Source organism: Curtobacterium sp. MCBA15_012, from assembly GCF_001864935.2.
GTDB lineage: Bacteria > Actinomycetota > Actinomycetes > Actinomycetales > Microbacteriaceae > Curtobacterium.
Map to the genome: position 1 here is coordinate 2,048,677 of NZ_CP126267.1, position 19,122 is coordinate 2,067,798.

12 protein-coding genes are annotated in these 19,122 nt (G+C 73.4%); all 12 read right to left on the bottom strand.

Annotated features, from left to right (window positions below):
• Window positions 1–22: 22 nt before the first annotated feature.
• Window positions 23–1,978 carry a zinc-ribbon domain-containing protein gene (locus QOL15_RS09415; RefSeq protein WP_139197477.1) on the bottom strand — a complete coding sequence of 652 codons (1,956 nt, stop codon included), beginning with the start codon at window positions 1,976–1,978 and terminating at the stop codon, window positions 23–25.
• On the bottom strand, window positions 1,975–4,437 hold the full coding sequence (locus QOL15_RS09420) for a transglutaminaseTgpA domain-containing protein (protein WP_071247304.1): 2,463 nt from the start codon (window positions 4,435–4,437) through the stop codon (window positions 1,975–1,977). Before QOL15_RS09420 ends, QOL15_RS09415 begins: the two co-directional genes overlap by 4 nt.
• A complete protein-coding gene (locus QOL15_RS09425) occupies window positions 4,434–5,822 on the bottom strand; it encodes a DUF58 domain-containing protein (RefSeq protein ID WP_083393982.1) in 1,389 nt (462 codons plus the stop codon). Before QOL15_RS09425 ends, QOL15_RS09420 begins: the two co-directional genes overlap by 4 nt.
• Window positions 5,819–6,790 carry a MoxR family ATPase gene (locus QOL15_RS09430; RefSeq protein WP_065959230.1) on the bottom strand — a complete coding sequence of 324 codons (972 nt, stop codon included), beginning with the start codon at window positions 6,788–6,790 and terminating at the stop codon, window positions 5,819–5,821. The genes QOL15_RS09425 and QOL15_RS09430 overlap by 4 nt, the downstream gene beginning before the upstream one ends.
• Window positions 6,791–6,858: 68 nt before the next feature.
• Window positions 6,859–12,699, bottom strand: a complete 5,841-nt coding sequence (locus QOL15_RS09435; protein WP_071247302.1) for an Ig-like domain-containing protein — start codon at window positions 12,697–12,699, stop codon at window positions 6,859–6,861.
• Window positions 12,672–14,081: a serine/threonine-protein kinase gene (locus QOL15_RS09440; RefSeq protein WP_071247300.1), complete on the bottom strand. Its 1,410-nt coding sequence runs from the start codon at window positions 14,079–14,081 to the stop codon at window positions 12,672–12,674. The genes QOL15_RS09435 and QOL15_RS09440 overlap by 28 nt, the downstream gene beginning before the upstream one ends.
• 143 nt (window positions 14,082–14,224) lie before the next feature.
• On the bottom strand, window positions 14,225–15,046 hold the full coding sequence (locus tag QOL15_RS09445; protein ID WP_065959237.1) for a PP2C family serine/threonine-protein phosphatase: 822 nt from the start codon (window positions 15,044–15,046) through the stop codon (window positions 14,225–14,227).
• A gap of 43 nt (window positions 15,047–15,089) precedes the next feature.
• On the bottom strand, window positions 15,090–15,911 hold the full coding sequence (locus QOL15_RS09450; protein ID WP_071247298.1) for an FHA domain-containing protein: 822 nt from the start codon (window positions 15,909–15,911) through the stop codon (window positions 15,090–15,092).
• 2 nt (window positions 15,912–15,913) lie between these two features.
• Window positions 15,914–16,528 carry a hypothetical protein gene (locus tag QOL15_RS09455; protein WP_065959242.1) on the bottom strand — a complete coding sequence of 205 codons (615 nt, stop codon included), beginning with the start codon at window positions 16,526–16,528 and terminating at the stop codon, window positions 15,914–15,916.
• 89 nt (window positions 16,529–16,617) lie between these two features.
• On the bottom strand, window positions 16,618–17,388 hold the full coding sequence (locus QOL15_RS09460; protein ID WP_370692486.1) for a YaaA family protein: 771 nt from the start codon (window positions 17,386–17,388) through the stop codon (window positions 16,618–16,620).
• Window positions 17,385–17,648, bottom strand: coding sequence for a F0F1 ATP synthase subunit epsilon (locus QOL15_RS09465; RefSeq protein WP_065959246.1), 264 nt, complete (start codon window positions 17,646–17,648; stop codon window positions 17,385–17,387). The genes QOL15_RS09460 and QOL15_RS09465 overlap by 4 nt, the downstream gene beginning before the upstream one ends.
• Window position 17,649: 1 nt before the next feature.
• Window positions 17,650–19,104: a F0F1 ATP synthase subunit beta gene (gene atpD, locus QOL15_RS09470; protein ID WP_065959250.1), complete on the bottom strand. Its 1,455-nt coding sequence runs from the start codon at window positions 19,102–19,104 to the stop codon at window positions 17,650–17,652.
• Between the last annotated feature and the right edge of the window lie 18 nt (window positions 19,105–19,122).

The following is a 19,122-nucleotide window of genomic DNA, read 5'->3' on the forward strand; positions in this document are numbered from 1 at the left end:
AACGTGTGGAGGAACCGCCCGGTCACTGCACCAGGAAGAACTGCTCCCCGATGTCGACCCGGGCACCGCGCTCGACGCGGTAGCGACGTCCCGGCTCACAACGGCGGATCGACCCGTCGATGTGCCGGATGACGGTGCCGTTGCCCGACGCCCGGTCCGAAACCCACAGGTCGTCGCCGTCTCGCCCGAACTCGAGGTGCGTCTTCGACACGGACTTGCCCGGGTCGTGGATCGTCAGCAGCTCGTCGAACCGCTCCGCCGGCTGCGGACGTGGGAGCCGTCCGAGCAGGCCCGAGCCGTGCACGTCGATCCTCTCGCCGGTGCTGAAGTGCAGGACGAACGGCGCGGTCGAGGTGTGCTTCGCGACGATGCGCGTCTCCTCGACGTCCTCGTCGTCGTCCACCTCGTCGTCGTCCACCTCGTCGTCGTCGCCGCTCGTCGGAGCGGTGACGGAGCCGATCGGCGGGAGGACCGGACCGGTCGAACCGGGCAGGGGCGGCAGCGGTGCAGCGGTGGGCGGACGGGACGACCAGGAGGCTGACGCCTGCGGAGCCGAGGGCGACGCGGTCGGGGCGTCCGGGACCGGCGGCAGCGGCGGCAGGACCACCCGCGGGGTCTCGTCGACGTCCGCGCCGGTGTCGTCCGTCCCGTCGAGGTCAGCCGATGTGTCGAGGTCGCCTGACGCATCGAGGTCATCGGACGCGTCGAGGGCACCCGACGCGTCGAGGTCACGGCCGTCGTCCCGTCCGGACGGTCGTGCAGCCACCCCGTGCTCGCGGGCGGCACCCGGAACGTCGAGGTCGACCCGGTCGTCGCCAGCGAGGTGGTGGTCGGCGTCCCCCGCGACATCGGGCGCGACGGCGTCGTCACCGGCGTCACCGGCCGCGCCGGCGTCCGCCGCGTCGTCGGTGTCACCCGCTGCGCCGGCGTGCGTGTCGGTGTCCAGCTCGTCGTGGTCGGTGGCGGCCCAGTCCGGCCGTGCGATCGGCAGCGGGACGACCGGCCCGGTGAACGCAGCGGTCACCGCGGGGCGCACCGCACCGCACTCCGCGCAGAAGATGTCGTCCGGCTCCAGGGTGTGACCGCAGACGTGACACGTCGTCGGACCACTGCCCGGGGTCACGAGCGGCGTGGGGCGCGGTGGTCGACGGTCGACGAGGGGCTCCACGACCGCGGTGTCCCCCGGCTGGGCTCCCTGGTCGGTCCCCGCGCTCGTCGAGGACGTGGTGGCCACGTCCTCGTCCCCCGTGGCAGGGGTCACGGGTTCGCGACCGATCCACCACGACGGCCGGGACGGCGCCACCGGTGCGGCTGGTGCCGGTGCGCTCCACGCCGGTGCGGCGGCCGGCGACCGCAGGTCGTCCCCGCCCGCTCCGGACGCGTCGGTGGAGGACCGCTCGTGGCGCTGCTGGCCTGCTGTCGGGTCGGTGGAAGCGCCGGAGGACGTGGCCCGGTCGAGGTCCGGTCGGGCGGCGGCCGGACGGTCGACGTCCGGACGGGCGGTCACCTCGTCGACGTCGGTCGACGCGGCGGGTCCGGCAGGGTAGGCGTCCGGGTCGAGGGCCGGCTCGTCCGGTTCGGCCGACGGCTCGTCTCGGAAGCCGTCGCCGCCTGCGACGGCGTCGTGCCGCTGCCCGCTCGTCGGCACCACGGCAGGGGGTGCGGGACGGGCCGCGCGCGGGGCCTCGTCCGCGTACCCGCGTCCCGTCGGTCGGGGCCGGTCCGCCGCGCGGTCTGCACCGGTGAGCCACGCGCGCGTGGCCGGGTCGAGGGTGGCCTCGGGCAGCCAGGCGTCGGACGCGGGGTCGGTCCGGGTACCGTCGCGGCCGGGTTGCTGCAGGGGCGGCGGGGTGGCGTGGTCGTCGAGGGTCACGGGTGCCGGTCGGCGGTTCGCCGAGACGGTGACCGATCGGCCGCACTCACCACAGAAGATCGCCCCGTCGGGGAGCATCGATCCGCAGTGTTCGCATCTGATCACGGTGTGTCGTCCTCACTCGGCCGTCCACGACGCTCGCCGGCCTCCGGACCATGGTAGTCGCGCCGCCCCGGACGCCCCCGGTGGCCCAGGAGTCCCCGTCCGAGCCAGCCCGACTCTCCCGTCAGCGAGCGCAGTGAGACCGCTGCCCGCCACCGCTGGCGTCGCGTCCGTCCGTCGCGGAGGGACCGCACTGCCTCGGTCGCAGCACTCCACATCCGGTCGGCGGTGCCGTCGTCCGTGTCGTCCGGTCCGAACACCGAGCGGTCCGCCAACGCCGCGAGTCCGCTGCCACCCTCGCCCGGAGCTCCGACGACGGCCTCCCGGCGCGTGGCCGCACGCGAGACGTCGTGACCACGGTCGAGCAACGCATCGCGGTACTCGTCCCACGCACCGACGATCCGTGCGCGGGCACTCGGTGCGCGGCGACGGCGACGACGACGGAGCCGCTTGATCGACACGACCACCGCCGACGGGAGCAACACGAGGGCCGCGAGGCCGAGCACCGCGAGGACCCACGGCAGCGCGGCGAGGAGGATCTGCAGCCAGAGCGGTTGCACGGGTGGCGTGGTCCGGTCGCTCTGCGGCGGTGCCTGCTGGTCCTGGTCCTGCTGCTCGACGGGCGGCGGCGGCACGACCGTCTCGGGCCGGGTGACGGGCTCCGGCGTCTGGTCCTGTTCGTCGGGGATCTCGCGCACGACGGGGTTCGGGTTGAGCATCACCCAGCCCCACTGTGCGGTGTCGACCTCGAGGCGTGCGGTGACGTCGGACCCGCGGAACGTCGTCGTCGTGTCCGTCCCTCCGCTCGTCGCGGCGCCGGGGCCGGCGCCGCCACCGGAGTCGCCGCCGGAGTCGCCGCCGGCGGTGAAGCCCATCACGACCCGCGCAGGGAACCCGAGCTGCCGCGCGAGCAGGGCCGCCGCGACCGCGTACTGCTCCTGGTCGCCGATCATCACGGGCGCCGTGAGGAGCTCCTGGATCCGGTCGGCGCCGTGTCCGGAACGGCTCGTGCGGTCGTCGCCGACACCGTGGCTGACGTAGCCGGTCCGCTGCAGCTCGCGGATCGCGTCGAGGAGCGCCGAACCGGGCGCCCCGGAGCCGGTCGCACCGGCCCGCTCCCGGACGGCGTCGGGGACACCGGTGGGGGTGGGGACGGAGGCCGTGCCCGGTCGCGCGGACGCGAGCTCGTCCTCCGACGGTTGGTCGGGCAGGACGGCGCGCAGTTCGTAGGTCGTCCCGTCGTCGACCCCGCCGACGACCGCGCCCGTGCTCGTCGTCCGGTCGTAGAAGAAGGCCCCGCGGTCCGCCTCGGCCTCGCGGCCGGTGAAGGTGACGGACGACAGGTCGCCGACGGTCGGGAGCCAGACACCGCGGTAGCCCTCGACGCGCACACCGACCCGGACGTCCGTCCCGGTGGTGCCGCTCGTGTCCACCGACGTGGGGACGCGCTCGAACGTGCCCGACGGCGAGGCGTCGTCGCTGCCGCCCACGCGGTAGACGACGCCGTCGTAGGTGTCGAGGGTCGCGATCCGGACGAACCCGCCGCGGGGCAGACCGGTGACGCGCAGCTGCGGCGCGTCGGACGTGCCGCGCTCCTCGTACGCCCGGAACCCGCTCAGCGGACTGACCTCGTCCCGGGGGTCGAAGGGCTTCACGACGTCGGTGCGGGCGACGGTGCGGGGCGCCGCGGGCGGTGCGACGAGCCCGAGGCCCGTCGCGACGACGGCCGCGGCGACGATGGTCCCCGTCCCGACGAGTGCGGGCCGCAACACCGATCGCCACACGGGCACCCGAGCGCCGACCGTCGCCGCGACGGCCGCGGCGCGTCGGACGTGCCGCACCGTCAGCGCCCAGACGAGCGCGATCCCGGCCAGGGCGACGGCGGTCGCGATCGACACGTCGAGGCGGGCGGGGCCGACGACGACACCGGCCCCGAACACGACGAACGCCGGGATGCTCGCCAGTTCCGGACGGGAGGCGCGGGTCGCCACGCTCACGGACGTCACCGTCGCGACGAGGAGCGTCACGAAGAACGGCACGAGCAGCGACTCGTAGGACCCCACCGGCAGCGAGATGGTCACCAGCCGCTTCCAGTCGAGGGCGACCCCGGCGAACAGGTGCAGCAGTCCGGCGCCGCTCGGCAGGATCCCCACGGCTTCGCCGGGCACCGCTGCCGGCACACCCGTGAGGGCGAAGGCCGCGACCGTGGCTGCGCCGACGACGACGGCGGGGAGCCTGGCGAGCGCACCGCCGAGCGCGACCACGGAACCGGCGACGACCGCGGTCACGGCCGCGGTGGTCATCGCACCGTCCTGGTACACGGGCCACCAGGACGTGCTCGCGAGGGCGAGGAGGAGCCAGACGACCGCGGTGCTGATGACGACCCGCAGCGGCTCCCAGCGGGCCGCGGTCCGTCGGGCCGACCGGCGCGCACCGGCTCGTGTCTGCGTCGCGACGCTCATGCCGCGCCCTGCCGGTGCAGTGCGTGCCGGAGGTCGTCGAGGTACCCGACGGTGACGACCGTCAGGCCCGCGATGCGGAGGAGACCGGGTCGCGCCTCGGGTTCGCAGACGACCGCGACGACCTCGACGCCGACGGGGAAGCGCGTGGCCGCGAGGCGGAGCGCGGCGAGTCCGACGGTCGACCCCACCACGAGGAACGCGACCGAGATCCCGGCCGTGTCCGCGCCGACGATCCGGGCGACCTCGGCGACGGGCAGGCAGGAGTCGGAGAGCCCGACGGTGGCGAACGCGTCGAGGAGCCGGGTCGGCGTGACCGTCGGCAGCTGCTGCACCGCGTAGACCGCGCGCTTGGCGTACGCGGGTGTCGGTGCCGAGACGACGACCGACACGTCGCGGCCGTCACGCACCGCACGCGCGCCGAGCGAGGCCGCCGCACTGACCGCGAGCTCGAACTCGTCGTCGTCCGCGTACTCGCTCCGCGAGACGCCGAGTGCGACCACGAGGTGCGATCGCCGGGTGTCCTCGAACTGCCGCACCATGAGGGCACCCGACTTCGCGGTCGACCGCCAGTGGATCGTCCGGGGGTCGTCACCGGGGACGTACTCGCGGACGGCGTGGAACGCGATGTCCGACGGCGAGAGGTCGCTCGTCGCCTGCCCCTCGAGGTCACGCACGAGACCGGTGCTCGTCGACGGGACGGCGATCGTCCGCGGGTGCACGATCACCTGTTCGCGGCGCGTCCAGACGACCTCGCGGCGGACCAGCCCGACCGGGTCGGCGCGGACCCCGGTGACCGGCCCGACGTCGAGGACCCCTCGGCGCACCGTCGACACGGGGACGTGCTGTTCGGACGTGCCGCGCGGTGCGATCGCCGGGAAGGCGACGTCGACGAGCCCCGTGCCGACCGGGACCTCGACGGTCGTCGGCACCGACGGCAGGCGCGCAGGGTTCTCGGCCGTCACCACCACGGTGGCCTGGTCCCCGACCGCGACGCGGTGCTGCGGCAGGTCCATCCGCACGACGAGGCGCGAACGCCCGACGAGCGCGACGGCCGCGACGACCGCGAGCACGGCACCCGCGAAGCCGACCACGACGACCTCGCGCAGCCCGAACCGGTACCCCGCGACGAACGCGACGAACGTGACCAGGGCGACCGCCCAACCCAACCCGGTGACCACGGAGGTGACCGCCGTCCACCCACGTCGGACGAGCCTCCAGACCGTCGACCAGGCCTTGGCGAGGCCGACGACCGCGTCGGCCACGACGCCGTCCCGCTCACCGACGAGCCGGGTCCGCACGTTGGTGAGGCCCGCGACGGTCCCGGTGCGGTCCGCCGCGTCGCCGGCACGGCGCGACCTGGTGGCGGTGGGGCGGTGGTCCGTCACGACGCCGCGCGGTCGGCGGGCGGCGGCGTCTCGACGAGCAGCTGCCCGACCACGCTCGTGGTGCTGACGCCGTCGAACTCGGCCTCCGCGTCGAGCACCAGGCGGTGGGCGAGCACCGGGACCGCGAGGGCCTTGACGTCGTCGGGCGTCACGTAGTGGCGACCGTTCACCGCGGCGAGCACGCGTGCGGACCGCACGAGTCCCATGGCGCCGCGGACGCTCACGCCGAGCCGGACCTCGCTCGCCGAACGGGTGCCCTCGACGAGCCGTGCGACGTAGTCCGCGATGCTCGGGTCGACGTGCACGGTGCGCGCGAGCGCCGCCATCTCGGTGATGGTCGCGGCGGGCACGACGGCGGCGAGCGGGATCGACACCGACGGCGACGAGGCCGTCTCGAGGATGCGCACCGTCGCCGCGTGGTCGGGGTAGCCGATCGAGGTCTTCATGAGGAACCGGTCGAGCTGCGCCTCGGGCAGACGGTAGGTGCCGGCCTGCTCGACGGGGTTCTGCGTCGCGATCACCATGAACGGGGCGCCGAGGCGGTGCGTCACCCCGTCGACCGTGACCGCAGACTCCTCCATCGCCTCGAGCAGGGCCGACTGCGTCTTCGGGCTCGCGCGGTTGATCTCGTCGGCGAGGACGATGTTCGAGAAGACGGGGCCGCGGTGGAAGTCGAACTCCTGCGTGCGCTGGTCGTAGACGCTGATGCCGGTGATGTCCCCGGGCAGCAGGTCGGGCGTGAACTGGATCCGGTTCGTGGAGCCCTGCACGCTCTGGGCGAGCGCGCGCGCGAGGCTCGTCTTGCCGGTGCCCGGGACGTCCTCGAGCAGGAGGTGCCCCTCGCTGAGCATCGCGGTCACGGCGAGTCGGATCACGAACGTCTTGCCCAGGAGCACCTGCTCGACGTTCGTGACGATGCGGCCGGCGACGTCGGCGAACCAGGCGGCCTGCTCGGGGGTCATGCTCATGCGGTGGGGTCCTCGTGGTGCTCGTGGTGCGGTAGGGGCAGCGTACGGGGCGGCGGTGTCGCCGTGGGTCACCCGCCGGTGCCTGTGGACGGCGGTGTCCCGGCGAGGGCGGCTTGGATCGCGCGCGTCGCACCGTCGGGGTCCTGCTGACCGGACACCGTCGCCTGCACCCGGATGGTGTCGAAGCCGGCGGGGACGGCGTCCGTGGTGGCCCAGGGTCTCCCGGTCGCCGGGTTCGTCGTCGAGCACGACCCGAACAGTCCGTTCGTGCAGTAGCTGATCCGGTACCCGCTCGGCGTGAGCTTGCCGTTGTTGTCCGGGGCGTTGATGACCGGAGACTGGCCGACCGTTGCCCCGGCGATGGTCGCACGCGTCGTGAAGGCCGTCCCCGTGACCGGTCCGCTCGCGGCGCAGTAGTCGCCGTCCGTCGCACACGACGTGAACACGATGCTGCTCTCCAGGCCGAAGCCCGCACCGGCTCCCGCCGATGCCGTCCCGTCGAAGCGCACGAGCGGGCCGCCACCGACCGAGTAGTACAGGAACGGGGACGTGGACGTCGCGCGCACGGTGAGGGTCCACGTCGACCGGTCCCCCGCGTCCTGGACGACCGAGACGGTGCCGGAAGGAGCCGACGGCGTCTCGAAGCCCTCGACGTCCGCGGGTGCCGATGCCGTGCAGAAGAGCCCGTTGTCGGCCAGCGCGACGTACCGGTAGCCGCTCGAGATCTGGTCGGTCGCGCTGGCAGCGTTCCAGACGCGCTCCGCACCCGCCGTCGAGCAGCCGCCCGGGATCGATGCTCCCTGCGGGTACTTCGCGATGCGCCAGCCCTGGCCGCCACCGCCCCAGTCCGACTCGGTCGCCTGCAGGTCGACCGCCGTGGTCGACCCGCTGCGCTGACCGGTCGCGCGCAACTGCGGCGTGGCCGGGCTGCCGACCGCCGTGCCCGAGGCCGACGCCTCGTTCCACTGCACGACCGAACCGTCACGGTCGGCCGCGTTCCGTGCCGACACCCGTACCTCGTACGGCTTCCCGCCCTGCACGCCGGTGAACGAGGTGCTCGTCGCGGTGCCGACGCTCCGGGTCGTGGAGAGCCCCGGACCGGTGACGGTGACGACGTGGTCCGTCACCGGCGTGCCGCCGTTCGGTGCGCCCACCGCGTCCCAGCGCACGTCGAGCTGGTTCGGCGTGCTCGTGTCCGGCGTCACGGTCAGGCCCTTCGGTGCGGCCGGCACGAAGTCGGCGCTGATCGGGACCGAGGTGGCCGAGGGCTCGGAGTCGCCGAGGGCGTTCCTCGCGACGACCGAGAACCGGTACGACGCCGAGGGGTCGAGGCCCGTGACCGTGCACACGGTCGACGTGCCGCAGTCCTTCGACAGCCCGCCCGTGCCCAGCAGCCGGTACCCGGTGATCGGCGAGTTGTTGGCCTGCGGCGCCGACCACGACACCGTCGCCTGCCCGCCCTGGTACGACCCCGTTCGGGTGGGGGCACCCGGTGCGTCCGGGACGTCCTGCACCGAGACGGTCACGTCGCCCCACACGAAGCGGTCCGGGTCGTCCGTCGCGTCGGCGACCTGGTACTGCAGGTGCGCGTCGACCGGCTGTGCGCCCGCGGCGACCGCGACCTGGAGCCGGGACCGGTCCGCGCTCGGGGTCACCGACACCCCTGCGGGCAGCCCACCGTCCAGGCCGCGGATGGCGACCACGCGGAGCCGCTGCGCCGGGAACGGGTTGGTCGGCTGGTCGTTGTCGAGCACGTCGACGGTGGTCGACGTGCCGCGCTTCGTGACCGCCCGGTCCGCACCGGGCTGCACGAGCGGCCGGGTGGACCCGACGACGTCGACCGTGACGACGCCCGACCGTCCGGCCGCAGCGGCGTCGGCCACGCCGATCCCGATCGATGCCGACGTGCCCTTCTGCGCCGAGTCGGCGACGTCGATGCGCAGCTGGCGGCCGTCGACGGTCGCGGTGGTGCCGGACCCGGGCCGGCTGACCACGGACCAGCGGAGCTCGTCGAGGTCGTCCGGGTACGGGTAGTCGGTGAGCTTGGTCAGGTCGATCGTGCGCGTGTCACCGGGCTGCAGGTCGAGCGTCGAGCCGGTGAACGCCGGCGGCTGGTTCGACCGGGGCGTCACCTTGATCGGCAGGACGAGGGTCGCCACACGCCCCTTGCCGCCGTTCGCACTCGAACCGTCGGTCACCTCGAACGAGATCGAGGCGCTGCCGTAGTAGAGCTTCGCCGAGGTGAACTGCAGGGTGGAGCGGTCGACGACGAGGTCGCCGCCGTCGGCGTGGGTCGCCTTGACCGTGCCCCGGTCGGTGATCTGCGCGGTCCGGCCGTTCGCGGTGACGACGTACCGGTCGAGCGGGATGCGCACCGTCGACTCGCTCGTCACCGTGATCGCGCCCGCGCTCCGGTCGACCTGGGGCAGGGCGTCGTCGAAGCCGGGGACGTGGATGAACCCGTACGAGGTGACGTCGGGATGGTCCTCGCGGGTCACCGAGAACGGGATCACCTGCGACGCGTCGGTCAGACGCACCGCGATGCGACGGTCCGGCGTGACCTGGGCGGTGTCGCCGTACCCGTCGACGACGCCGACCCGGAGGCGGGACGTCGACCCCTCGGCGAAGAAGACGTTGCGGAGGACGTCGACCGTGACGCTCTGCCGTCGCAGGATGTCCTGCAGGTCGAGCACGGTGTCGTCGACCTCGGGGCGGAGGGGCCGGGCGTCGGGGTCGACGGTCACGGTCAGGAACGCCGTGCTCGACCCACCGGTCGGGTTCTCCACCGTGTACAGCACGGCGAAGTCCCCGCTCGTCGCGGTCCGTGGCGGGGTCACGCGGACCTGGCTCCCGCGCACGACCTTCGCCACCACGCCGTCGGCCGTCGGGGTCGCTGCCGTGACGCGCAGCTGGCCGCCCTCGAGGTCCGAGTCGTTCTGCAGCACCCGGACGGCGACGCTGCCGCCCGGTCGGATCGTGACGCGGTCGGGCTGCGCGACCGGGTCGGAGGCCTGCTCGGCGCGCGGCGCGATGCCGACGCGGACGGTCCCGGTCGCACGCGCGCCGAGGGCGTCGACCACGGTGTAGGTGAACTCGTCGGTCCCGGCGGAGTAGTCGCCCGCCTCGTAGGTGAAGGCGTCCGTCGTGACGTCGCTGACCGACCCCTTCTCGGGGTTGTCCGCCACGCCGACGAGCTGGACGGAGTCGCCGTCCGGGTCGATGCCGTTCAGCGGGACGGTGACCCGCACCGACTGGCCGGCGACCGCCCGGGCGGTGACCGTCTTCGGGACCGGTGGGTTGTTCGTGGCCGCCTCGCGTTCCCGGACGGAGATCGTCACGGTGGCGTCGGCGTACTGGCCGTCGGGCCCGGCCACGCGGTACACGGCCGTGTGGCTGCCGGGCGTCTTCGGCGCGAGGTAGCGGAGCCGGTCGCCCGAGACGAACAGCAGCCCGCCGTCGCCCGGCACGTTCTGGACGAGCTCGGGCACGAGGGTGAGCGGCTCGCCCTCGGGCTGGGTGTCGTTCGCGAGGACGTCGATCTCGGCCACGTCCCCGACGCGCACCGTGGCGGTGTCGGCCTGGGCGACGGGCGGCTGGATCCGCTCGGGCCGCGGGATCTCGACGACCGTCACGGTGCCGGTCGCCGTCGCGAGCCCGTTCGACTCCGTGTAGCGGAAGGTCACCGGGCCGTCGAGCGGGGCCGTCAGGGTGACGCGGACCGTGTGCTGGTCGAGCACGGTGGCCTGCACGCCGGAGCCGCGGTCGGGCCCGTCGAGCGCGGTGACCATGAGCACGCCGCCGGCGGGGTCGGTGTCGGTGGCGGTCACGTCGGTGTCCTTCGTCGACAACGTCGCGACGAACACGGTCTTCGGTGTGGTGACCGGCGGCGTCGAGGCGTCGGGCGGCGCGAGCACGCCGACGCGCACGACGCCGCTCGTCGTCTTCGTGCCGTCGGTGACGGTGTACTCGAGCTGGTGGTCGCCGGCCGCCGTGCCCTCGACGCGGAAGGTCCCCGCGTCGTAGGCCGGCGTGACGGTGAGGCCGGAGGACGAGGACACGCTCGTCAGGGTCACCGTGCCGTTGCCGCCGCGCACGTGGTCGAGCGGACGGACCTCGAAGGGCTTCCCTGCGTAGCCCTGGACCGCGAAGGCGTCGGCACGCAGCGGCACCTGTCCGGGGTCGGCGACCCGCACGGTCATGGTGCCGCGGCCGTCGTCGCGGCCGTCGCTCACGACGAGCTGCACCGGTCGGTCCCCCGTGCGTCCGCTCTGGTTGCGGAAGTCGACGAGTCCGTCCGGCGTGGTCGACACGGTGTCGCCGTCCGCGGTCGCCGACCGCAGGTACACCGGGTCCCCGTCGGGGTCGACCCAGTCGGACAGCACGTTCGTGACGACGTGGCCGTTGCGCACGACGTCCGCCGACGTCGAGCGGACCTGCTGCGGGGGCTCGTTCTCGGACTCGGGCCGGACGGAGACCCGGACGGTGGCCGAGGCCGACCCGCCGTTGCCGTCGGTGATCGTGTACGGGAACGAGATCATCCCCGTGGCGTCCGCGGGCAGCGTGATCTGGAGACGCTGCCCGTCGCCGACGACGGCCACGGTGCCGGTGCGCGCGTCGACCGCGCCGACGTCGGCGATCACCAGCGGGTCGCCGTTCGGGTCGTGGTCGTTCAGCAGCACCGGCAGGCTGGTGGTGCGACCGGGGCGGGCTCCGAGGTCGTCGTCGACGGCGACGGGCGGTTTCTGGTCCTTGTCGACCTGGGGGTCGTCCGCGGAGACCTGCTCGCGCTGCTGCTCGTCGTCGCGTCGCACCAGGTCGGCCCAGTTGTCGATCAGCTGGCCGCTGCGGTCGATGGCCCAGGACCGGCCGCTCCGCGGGTCGTTCGCGACGACGGTGTCGCCGTTCCGCAGGATCTGCAGGTCGGCGACTCCGTCGGTGCTCGCGAGCCGCTGCACCGCTCGACCACGGCAGGAGTCGACGGCCTGTCCGCCGGCCCACGCCGCGTAGGTGCAGGACCCGACGACGACGGGTCGGGCCGCGCGGCCGGCGACACCGAGGGCGGTCGCCTCGACCTGCCCCGACGGGCTGACACGGACCAGCCCGGCGGTGCCCGCCACGACGAACGCAGCGGTACGGTCCGACGACCGTTGCAGTGCCGGGGCGCTCCCGATGCGGTCACCGACGTCGACGAGGGTGCCGTCGACCGACAGGGTGCCGGCGGTGCGGTCGAGCACCGCGACGTGCTCGCCGGAGGATGCCACCTGGAAGTCGTGGTCGCGGTCGGCGCGCACCTGCCAGCTGCGGTCGACCCGGAGCTGTGTCCCCACGTCGACGAGCGACGCGCGGCCGGTCCGCGGCGAGTAGACCGCGACGTGGTCGTCGGAGGCGTCGAAGACCGCGTCGGCGCCGAGCGTCAGGTCGGCCTTGGTGGCGGCGTCGAACCGCGCGAGCTCCGCGGCCGGGGTCGACCAGAGCTCGCCGGTGTCCGTGTTGCCGACGACCGCGGTGTCGCCGGCGAAGAAGACCTGCGGCGTCCCCGCCGGCAGCGTGACCGGGTCGCCCAGGGTGGCGTCCGCGACGTCCACCTTCGCCACGGTGCCCTTCGTGCGGTCGACGCTGTAGACCTCGCTGCCGCGCTGCAGGACGCCGAGGTCGTCGCTCGGGCTCTCGACGGCCGTGTTGAGCTCGAGCACCCCGGTGTTCGCCCGGCCGACCGCGCCGTACTCGGCCGAGGGCACCCACACGGTGCCGTCCCCGAGGTCGATGCGCTGCGTGTGGTACCCCGTGGACACCACGGCGGCGGTCGCCACGACCGCGCCGACCACCACGGAGGCGCCGAGCGTCACGACCGCGGACCGCCGCTTCGCGAGGAAGGCCCGGATCACCGTGCGCCACCGCTCGTCCCGCACCGCTCCGGGCTCGCGGTCCCGGTCTTGCCGTCACGGTTCACGGCGACGGTGATGCACTCCTCGTCACCCGGGGTCCCCGAGACGACGAAGGTCGTCCCCGTCTGCTGGCTCGTCGCGCCGTCCGAGGTGATGACGTAGGTGTCGCCGGGGCGCACACCGGGGTCGTCCCACGAGAACGACACCGCTCCCTGGGCGGACTCCGCACGGACGTCCGCCACGACCGGGATCGACGCCGTCCCGAGCCGCGTCACGACGAGGACGGTCGCGACGGCGAGGGCGACGACCACGAGCGCCGCGGCCGACGCGACCCAGACGACGGTCGAGCGCGTCCGCCGACGCGTCCGGGTCGCGGAGCCGGTCCGGTGGACGGTGCCGACGCTCTGGGCACCGACGGACGCGCCGCCCTGCAGCGGGCGTCGCGTGCGCCGGCGTCGGCCGGCCCGGGCCTGCGGCAGGAGTTCGCGCACGACGGTGCGGTCCCGGTCGGCGCCGGGCATCGACGTGGCCCAGGCCTCGACCGCGACCTCGGCGGCGGTCTGTGGCAGCCCGAGCTCGGCCTCGACCTGCTGGAGGCCGCGGACGAGCTCGAGCACGGTCGACGGCCGCGCGGCGACCCGGCGGGACATCGCGGTCGCGAGCAGACGGTCGAGGGACGGCGGCACGTCCGGTCGGCCGATCGGCGGGACCCCGCCCTTGTCGATGCGCGCCATGAGGTCGGCAGCGCCGTTCTTCCCGCCCCGGACCTCGAACGGACTCCGCCCGGCGAGCAGGGAGTAGACCGTCGCGGCGAGGGAGTAGACCTCGGACTGCACGCTGCCGGTGGACTCGTCGGCCAGCACCTCGGGAGCGGACCACGGGATCGACATCCCGACGGGCTCGTTCGGGTCTGCCCCGCCGATCGTCGCCGCGATGCCGAAGTCGGACAGCACGGGGTTGCCGTACGCGGTCCGCAGGATGTTCGAGGGCTTCACGTCGCGGTGGAGCACGCCCTCGCGGTGCGCGGTCTCGAGCGCCGAGCCGATCCGCACGCCGATGGACAGGACCTCGGACACCGGCAGGGGTTCCCGGCGGTACCGCTCGCTGAGCGACGACGAGCACAGCTCCATCACGAGGTAGGGCCGTCCGTCGGCCGCCACGCTCGCCTGGAACACCGTGAGGATCGACGGGTGCGTGCTCAGGCGCGCCATCAGGTTCGCCTCGGCCTGGAACATCTGGCGCACGCGGTCGTCGACGACCTCGTCGAGCAACACCTTGACCGCGACCTGGCGTCGCGGCATGTCCTGCTCGTAGAGGAAGACGTCGGCGAACCCGCCGGAGCCGAGGACGTGCACCGGACTGGAGCCCGGGATGACGGGTGGGTCGGACGGCAGGCGTCGCGCCATCGTCGTCGTCCCCTCTCGTGGCGACCGGTCCCGGCGGACGGTCGGTGGTGTCGTCGCGGTGGTGCCATTCTACGAAGGGCCCACCGACGGCCCGGTGCCGCGGACTCCCCCGGCATCGCCCCCTCTTCGAGGGGCACCGGTGCTCAGTGGCGCGGGAGGGTGTCCTCGAGGTCGCTCTCCGCCGGGGCGCCGTCGACCTGGAGCACGACGACCGTGACGTTGTCGCGGCCACCGGCCACGACGGCGTCACCGACGAGGCGCTCGGCCAGCTCCTGGGCGCCGGGGACGCGTGCGGCGATGCGGCTGATGCCGACGTCGCCGAGCTCCTTGGTCAGGCCGTCGGAGCAGATGAGGTAGCGGTCGCCGGCCCGGAGCGGCAGCGTCCACCAGTCCGGGACCGGCGGTTCGCCGAACCCGACCGCCCGCGTGATCACGTTGCTGTCGGGGTGTTGCTCGGCGTCCTCGGCACGGAGCAGACCGGCGTCCACCATCTCCTGCACGACCGAGTGGTCGACCGTGACGCGGCGGAGCGTGCCGTCCTCGATGCGGTAGGTGCGGGAGTCCCCGACGTTGAACACGAGCGCCGCGGGCTGACCGTCGGAGGACACGAGCGCGAGCCCGGTCACCGTCGTCCCGGCGCCGAGCGCGTTGCCGCCCGCAGCACGTTCGATGTCGGCGGTCGCCAGGAGGAGTGCCTGCTGGATCTGCTTCCGCGACGAGAACGCACCGTCGACCGACTGCTCGAGCCGGCGGACCACCGCGTCGCTCGCACGGTCGCCGGCGAGGTGCCCACCCATGCCGTCGGCGACGACGAAGAACGGCGCCCCGACGAGGTAGCTGTCCTCGTTGTGGTCCCGTCGGCGTCCGACGTCCGTCGCGGCTCCCCAGGAGAGCGTGAGGACGGAGCCGTCGGCCCCGGGGACGTCGATGGCGTGCTCGGTGGCTGCTCGGCCGAGTTCGGTCACGGTTTCAGGGTCGCTCTCTGGGGGTTCGGGGCGTGCCGGCCGGTCAGCCGGTCACCGGTGCCGAGCGGACGGGCGGGAGACGGTCGGAGGAACCGACACGCAGGTGCGGCGACAGGACCTCGATGACGTTGCCGTCACCGATCTCGACGAGCGTACCGGTCAGGACGACGATCGAGGCACCCGCGGGCATGCGCGACGCGGCCGCCCCGGCGGGTCGGATCACGGTGCCGTTCGTCGAGCGCAGGTCCTCGACGACGACGGCCTCGCCCTCGGAGTGCAGGGCGACGTGCGACGACGAGACCTGACCGCTCGGCGAGGGCACGGTCACCAGCTCGGGTCCGGGTCCGGTCAGGACGCGGGGCGGCGACGGCCTGCGGCCGACGACGACGGGACGGTCGAGCCGGACCGTCCGACCGCCGACGCGGACGGACGGGACGCGCGTCCGGGTCGCCGTCGGTCCCGTCCCGGGCACGCCGGTCTGGAGGCCCGACACACGGTGGTCAGGACGTCCCCCCGTGGTCGTCTGGTCGGTTCCGAGCGGGTGCGGCGGTCGGCTCACGAGGACGGTGTCGTCGTGTCGGCTCCGCACGATCGTGTCGTCCGGCGAGCCCCCGGCGCCGGGCGAGCCCGCTGCGCCGAACGACCGCGCGACGATGACCGTTTCCCCGAGGTCGTCGTGGTCCGGCCCCGTGACGACCGACGGGCGGGCCGCCCGCAGCACCGTGTCGTCCGCCGCACCGCCGCTGCAACGCCGATCAGCGTCCGCCGCTTCGACGAGCGCCCGCTGGGGCCGCGCCTGCTCGACGCCCGCCCGTGCTCCGACGTCGCTGACGGGCACCTCGCCGTCGTTGGTGTCTCGCTGCATGGTCACTCCACCGTAGACGATCCTGTCCGCCCCGTCGCGCCCCTGCTCGGTGTGCGGTCCCAGGACGGCCCGACGCCCAGGCGCACCGACCGCAGCACGAGCGCCGCGAGCGGGTCGTCCGACCACGTGTCGAGCGCGTGGCGGGCCCGGACCTCGGCCCGCGCGGACGAACCGAGTGCCCACGCACACCACGCACCGACGGCCAGCGCTCCGGCGGCGGCGATCGCGTCGTCGACCGACGAGGGGCCGTCACGCCGCCACGCCTGCCATGCTGCCGTCAGCCGGTCCCCCGCGCTCCGCACGACGGCACCGTCGGGTGCCGGTCCTTCGCCCCGCAGGGCCGGTGGCGTCGGCTCGCGGAACGGGTCGAACGGCACGACCGTGCGCGGATCGGGTCGGTCGACCGCGGTCAGGAAGCGCAGGATGGCGAAGCGGGTCGCGAGGGCCCCGCACGCCGTCCGCACGGTCGCGGACCGCAACCGGTCCGTGTGGGGCACGTCGGCTGGCGAGGTCGGCGCGACCAGCGCCGCGCACGCGGCGCGGAGGGTCACCGCCGCCGCGATCTCGCGGGGGTAGCGGGTCTGGGCAGCCGGGGTTCGTCCTGGAGTCGAGGTCATGCACGAGATCGTGACGTGGGCCGCGCCTCCAGACCGGTCGGAGCCGACCACCTGTGGAGGGAGGGCCGCGCCACCCGACCTGTGGAGGATCAGCCTGCGCGCGGTTCCAGGCTCTCCGCGACCAGGTCCCACCCGTCGGACGTGCGCTCGATCGCGACCCCGTTCGCGGCGGCCCACGCGAGCAGGTCCTCCATCGACCTCAGATCCGCACCCGTGCGACCCAGCAGGCCGACCATGCGGCCCTTCGCCGTCTTGTTCCAGTGGTTGAGCGCCTTCCGACGACCTCCGCCGTCGACGCTCACCACCCGCAGCGTCACCGCGTCGTCGACCGGGCCGAGGGCACGGTAGCCCTCCGACCGCAGGTCCAGGACCAACCCAGCACGCCGCTGCGCGATCGCCGCGCTCGAGGGCCCGGGCCAGTGCCGCGCGAGCTTGAGCGCACCGAGCCGCGCGTCGTGCGAGAGCCGGTACGCCGGGATCGGGTCGCCCGCGCCCACGGGCCCGAACATCGCCGACTGCACGACGACGTGCTCCGCCCACCACCGCCGCGTCGCGTCGTCGGCGGACGCCACGTCGAGGGGGTCGTAGAGGACGCCGGTGTAGCGCTCGATCGCCGACATGGTCGGCGACGTGTCGAGCGTCAGGTTCCGGAACCGTTCGGCGATCGACCGCGGTCCCAGCTTGAAGGCCGTCCGCGCGGTGGACTCCTCGGAACTGACGGAACGGGCCGCGGTGATCACCGCGGCCCGTTCGTCGGACAGTTCCGGGAAGGAGAGTGCACCCAGGTCGAGGGTGCGCTCCGGGTCCCCGCCCTCCCGCTTCGTCTCGGACGGCGGGAGGAGGACGGTCAGTCCGGTCAGGACGCCAGCGCGGCCTGCCGCGCCACGATCGTGACCGTGTCGTGCTCGACCGACAGGAAGCCGTCCTCGGCGTCCGCAGCCACCGTCGAACCGTCGGCCCGGGTGATGCGGACCTGGCCCTGCGCGAGGGTCGCGAGCAGCGGCTCGTGTCCCGCGAGGATGCCGATCTGGCCCTCCGTCGTGCGTGCCACGACCATGGTGGCCTCGCCCGTCCAGACCTCACGGTCCGCCGAGACGACGCTCACGGTGAGTGCCGCCATGTCAGCGGTTCTCCTTCTGGATCTGCGCCCACTTCTCTTCCACGTCGTTGATGCCACCGACGTTGAAGAACGCCTGCGTCGCAACGTGGTCGAACTCGCCGTCGGCGATGGCGCGGAAGGACTCGATGGTGTCCTTGAGCGGCACCGTGGAGCCCTCGACACCCGTGAACTTCTTCGCCATGTAGGTGTTCTGGGACAGGAACTGCTGGATGCGGCGTGCGCGCTCCACCGTGATCTTGTCCTCTTCGGAGAGCTCGTCGACACCGAGGATGGCGATGATCTCCTGCAGCTCCTTGTTCTTCTGGAGGATCTGCTTGACGCGCGTCGCGGTCTCGTAGTGGTCGGCGCCCAGGTACCGGGGGTCCATGATCCGCGACGTGGAGGTCAGCGGGTCGATGGCCGGGTACAGGCCCTGCGACGCGATCTCACGGGAGAGCTCGGTCGTGGCGTCGAGGTGCGCGAACGTGGTCGCCGGCGCCGGGTCGGTGTAGTCGTCGGCGGGGACGTAGATCGCCTGCAGCGAGGTGATCGAGTGACCACGCGTCGAGGTGATGCGCTCCTGGAGCACACCCATCTCGTCGGCGAGGTTCGGCTGGTAGCCCACCGCGGACGGCATGCGACCGAGCAGCGTCGAGACCTCGGAACCGGCCTGCGTGAAGCGGAAGATGTTGTCGATGAAGAGGAGCACGTCCTGCTTCTGGACGTCGCGGAAGTACTCCGCCATCGTCAGCGCCGACAGGGCCACGCGCAGACGCGTTCCCGGCGGCTCGTCCATCTGGCCGAACACGAGGGCGGTCTTGTCGAAGACCCCCGCCTCTTCCATCTCACCGATGAGGTCGTTGCCCTCACGGGTGCGCTCACCGACACCGGCGAACACCGACACACCGCCGTGGTCCTGCGCGACGCGCTGGATCATCTCCTGGATGAGGACGGTCTTGCCGACGCCCGCACCACCGAAGAGGCCGATCTTGCCACCCTGCACGTAGGGCGTGAGGAGGTCGATCGACTTGATGCCGGTCTCGAACATCGAGGTCTTGGACTCGAGCTGGTCGAAGGCCGGGGCCTTGCGGTGGATCGGCCAGCGCTCGGTGATCTCGAGCTTCTCGTCGGTGTTGAGCACGTTGCCCAGCACGTCGAAGACCTTGCCCTTCGTGACGTCACCGACGGGGACCGAGATCGGGGCGCCTGAGTCACGGACCTCCTGGCCACGGACCAGACCGTCGGTCGGCTTCAGGGAGATGGCACGGACGAGGTCGTCGCCCAGGTGCTGCGCGACCTCGAGGCCGATCTCCTGCGACGAGTCACCGATGGTGATCGTCGTGAACAGGAGGTTGTACATCTCCGGGATTGCGTCGTGCGGGAACTCGATGTCGACGACGGGGCCCGTGACACGGGCGATCCGGCCGACACCGGGCGCCGACGACGTCTCGACCGCGGTGGTAGCGGTGTCGGTCATGGCTGGTGCCTTCCTGAG

Excerpts from the sequence above, each read along its gene's own strand:
- QOL15_RS09420 (WP_071247304.1), bottom strand. The coding sequence starts at position 4,437 with ATGAGCGTCGCGACGCAGACACGAGCCGGTGCGCGCCGGTCGGCCCGA.
- QOL15_RS09430 (WP_065959230.1), bottom strand. The coding sequence starts at position 6,790 with ATGAGCATGACCCCCGAGCAGGCCGCCTGGTTCGCCGACGTCGCCGGC.
- QOL15_RS09440 (WP_071247300.1), bottom strand. The coding sequence starts at position 14,081 with ATGGCGCGACGCCTGCCGTCCGACCCACCCGTCATCCCGGGCTCCAGT.
- QOL15_RS09450 (WP_071247298.1), bottom strand. The coding sequence starts at position 15,911 with ATGCAGCGAGACACCAACGACGGCGAGGTGCCCGTCAGCGACGTCGGA.
- QOL15_RS09455 (WP_065959242.1), bottom strand. The coding sequence starts at position 16,528 with ATGACCTCGACTCCAGGACGAACCCCGGCTGCCCAGACCCGCTACCCC.
- QOL15_RS09465 (WP_065959246.1), bottom strand. The coding sequence starts at position 17,648 with ATGGCGGCACTCACCGTGAGCGTCGTCTCGGCGGACCGTGAGGTCTGG.
- atpD (WP_065959250.1), bottom strand. The coding sequence starts at position 19,104 with ATGACCGACACCGCTACCACCGCGGTCGAGACGTCGTCGGCGCCCGGT.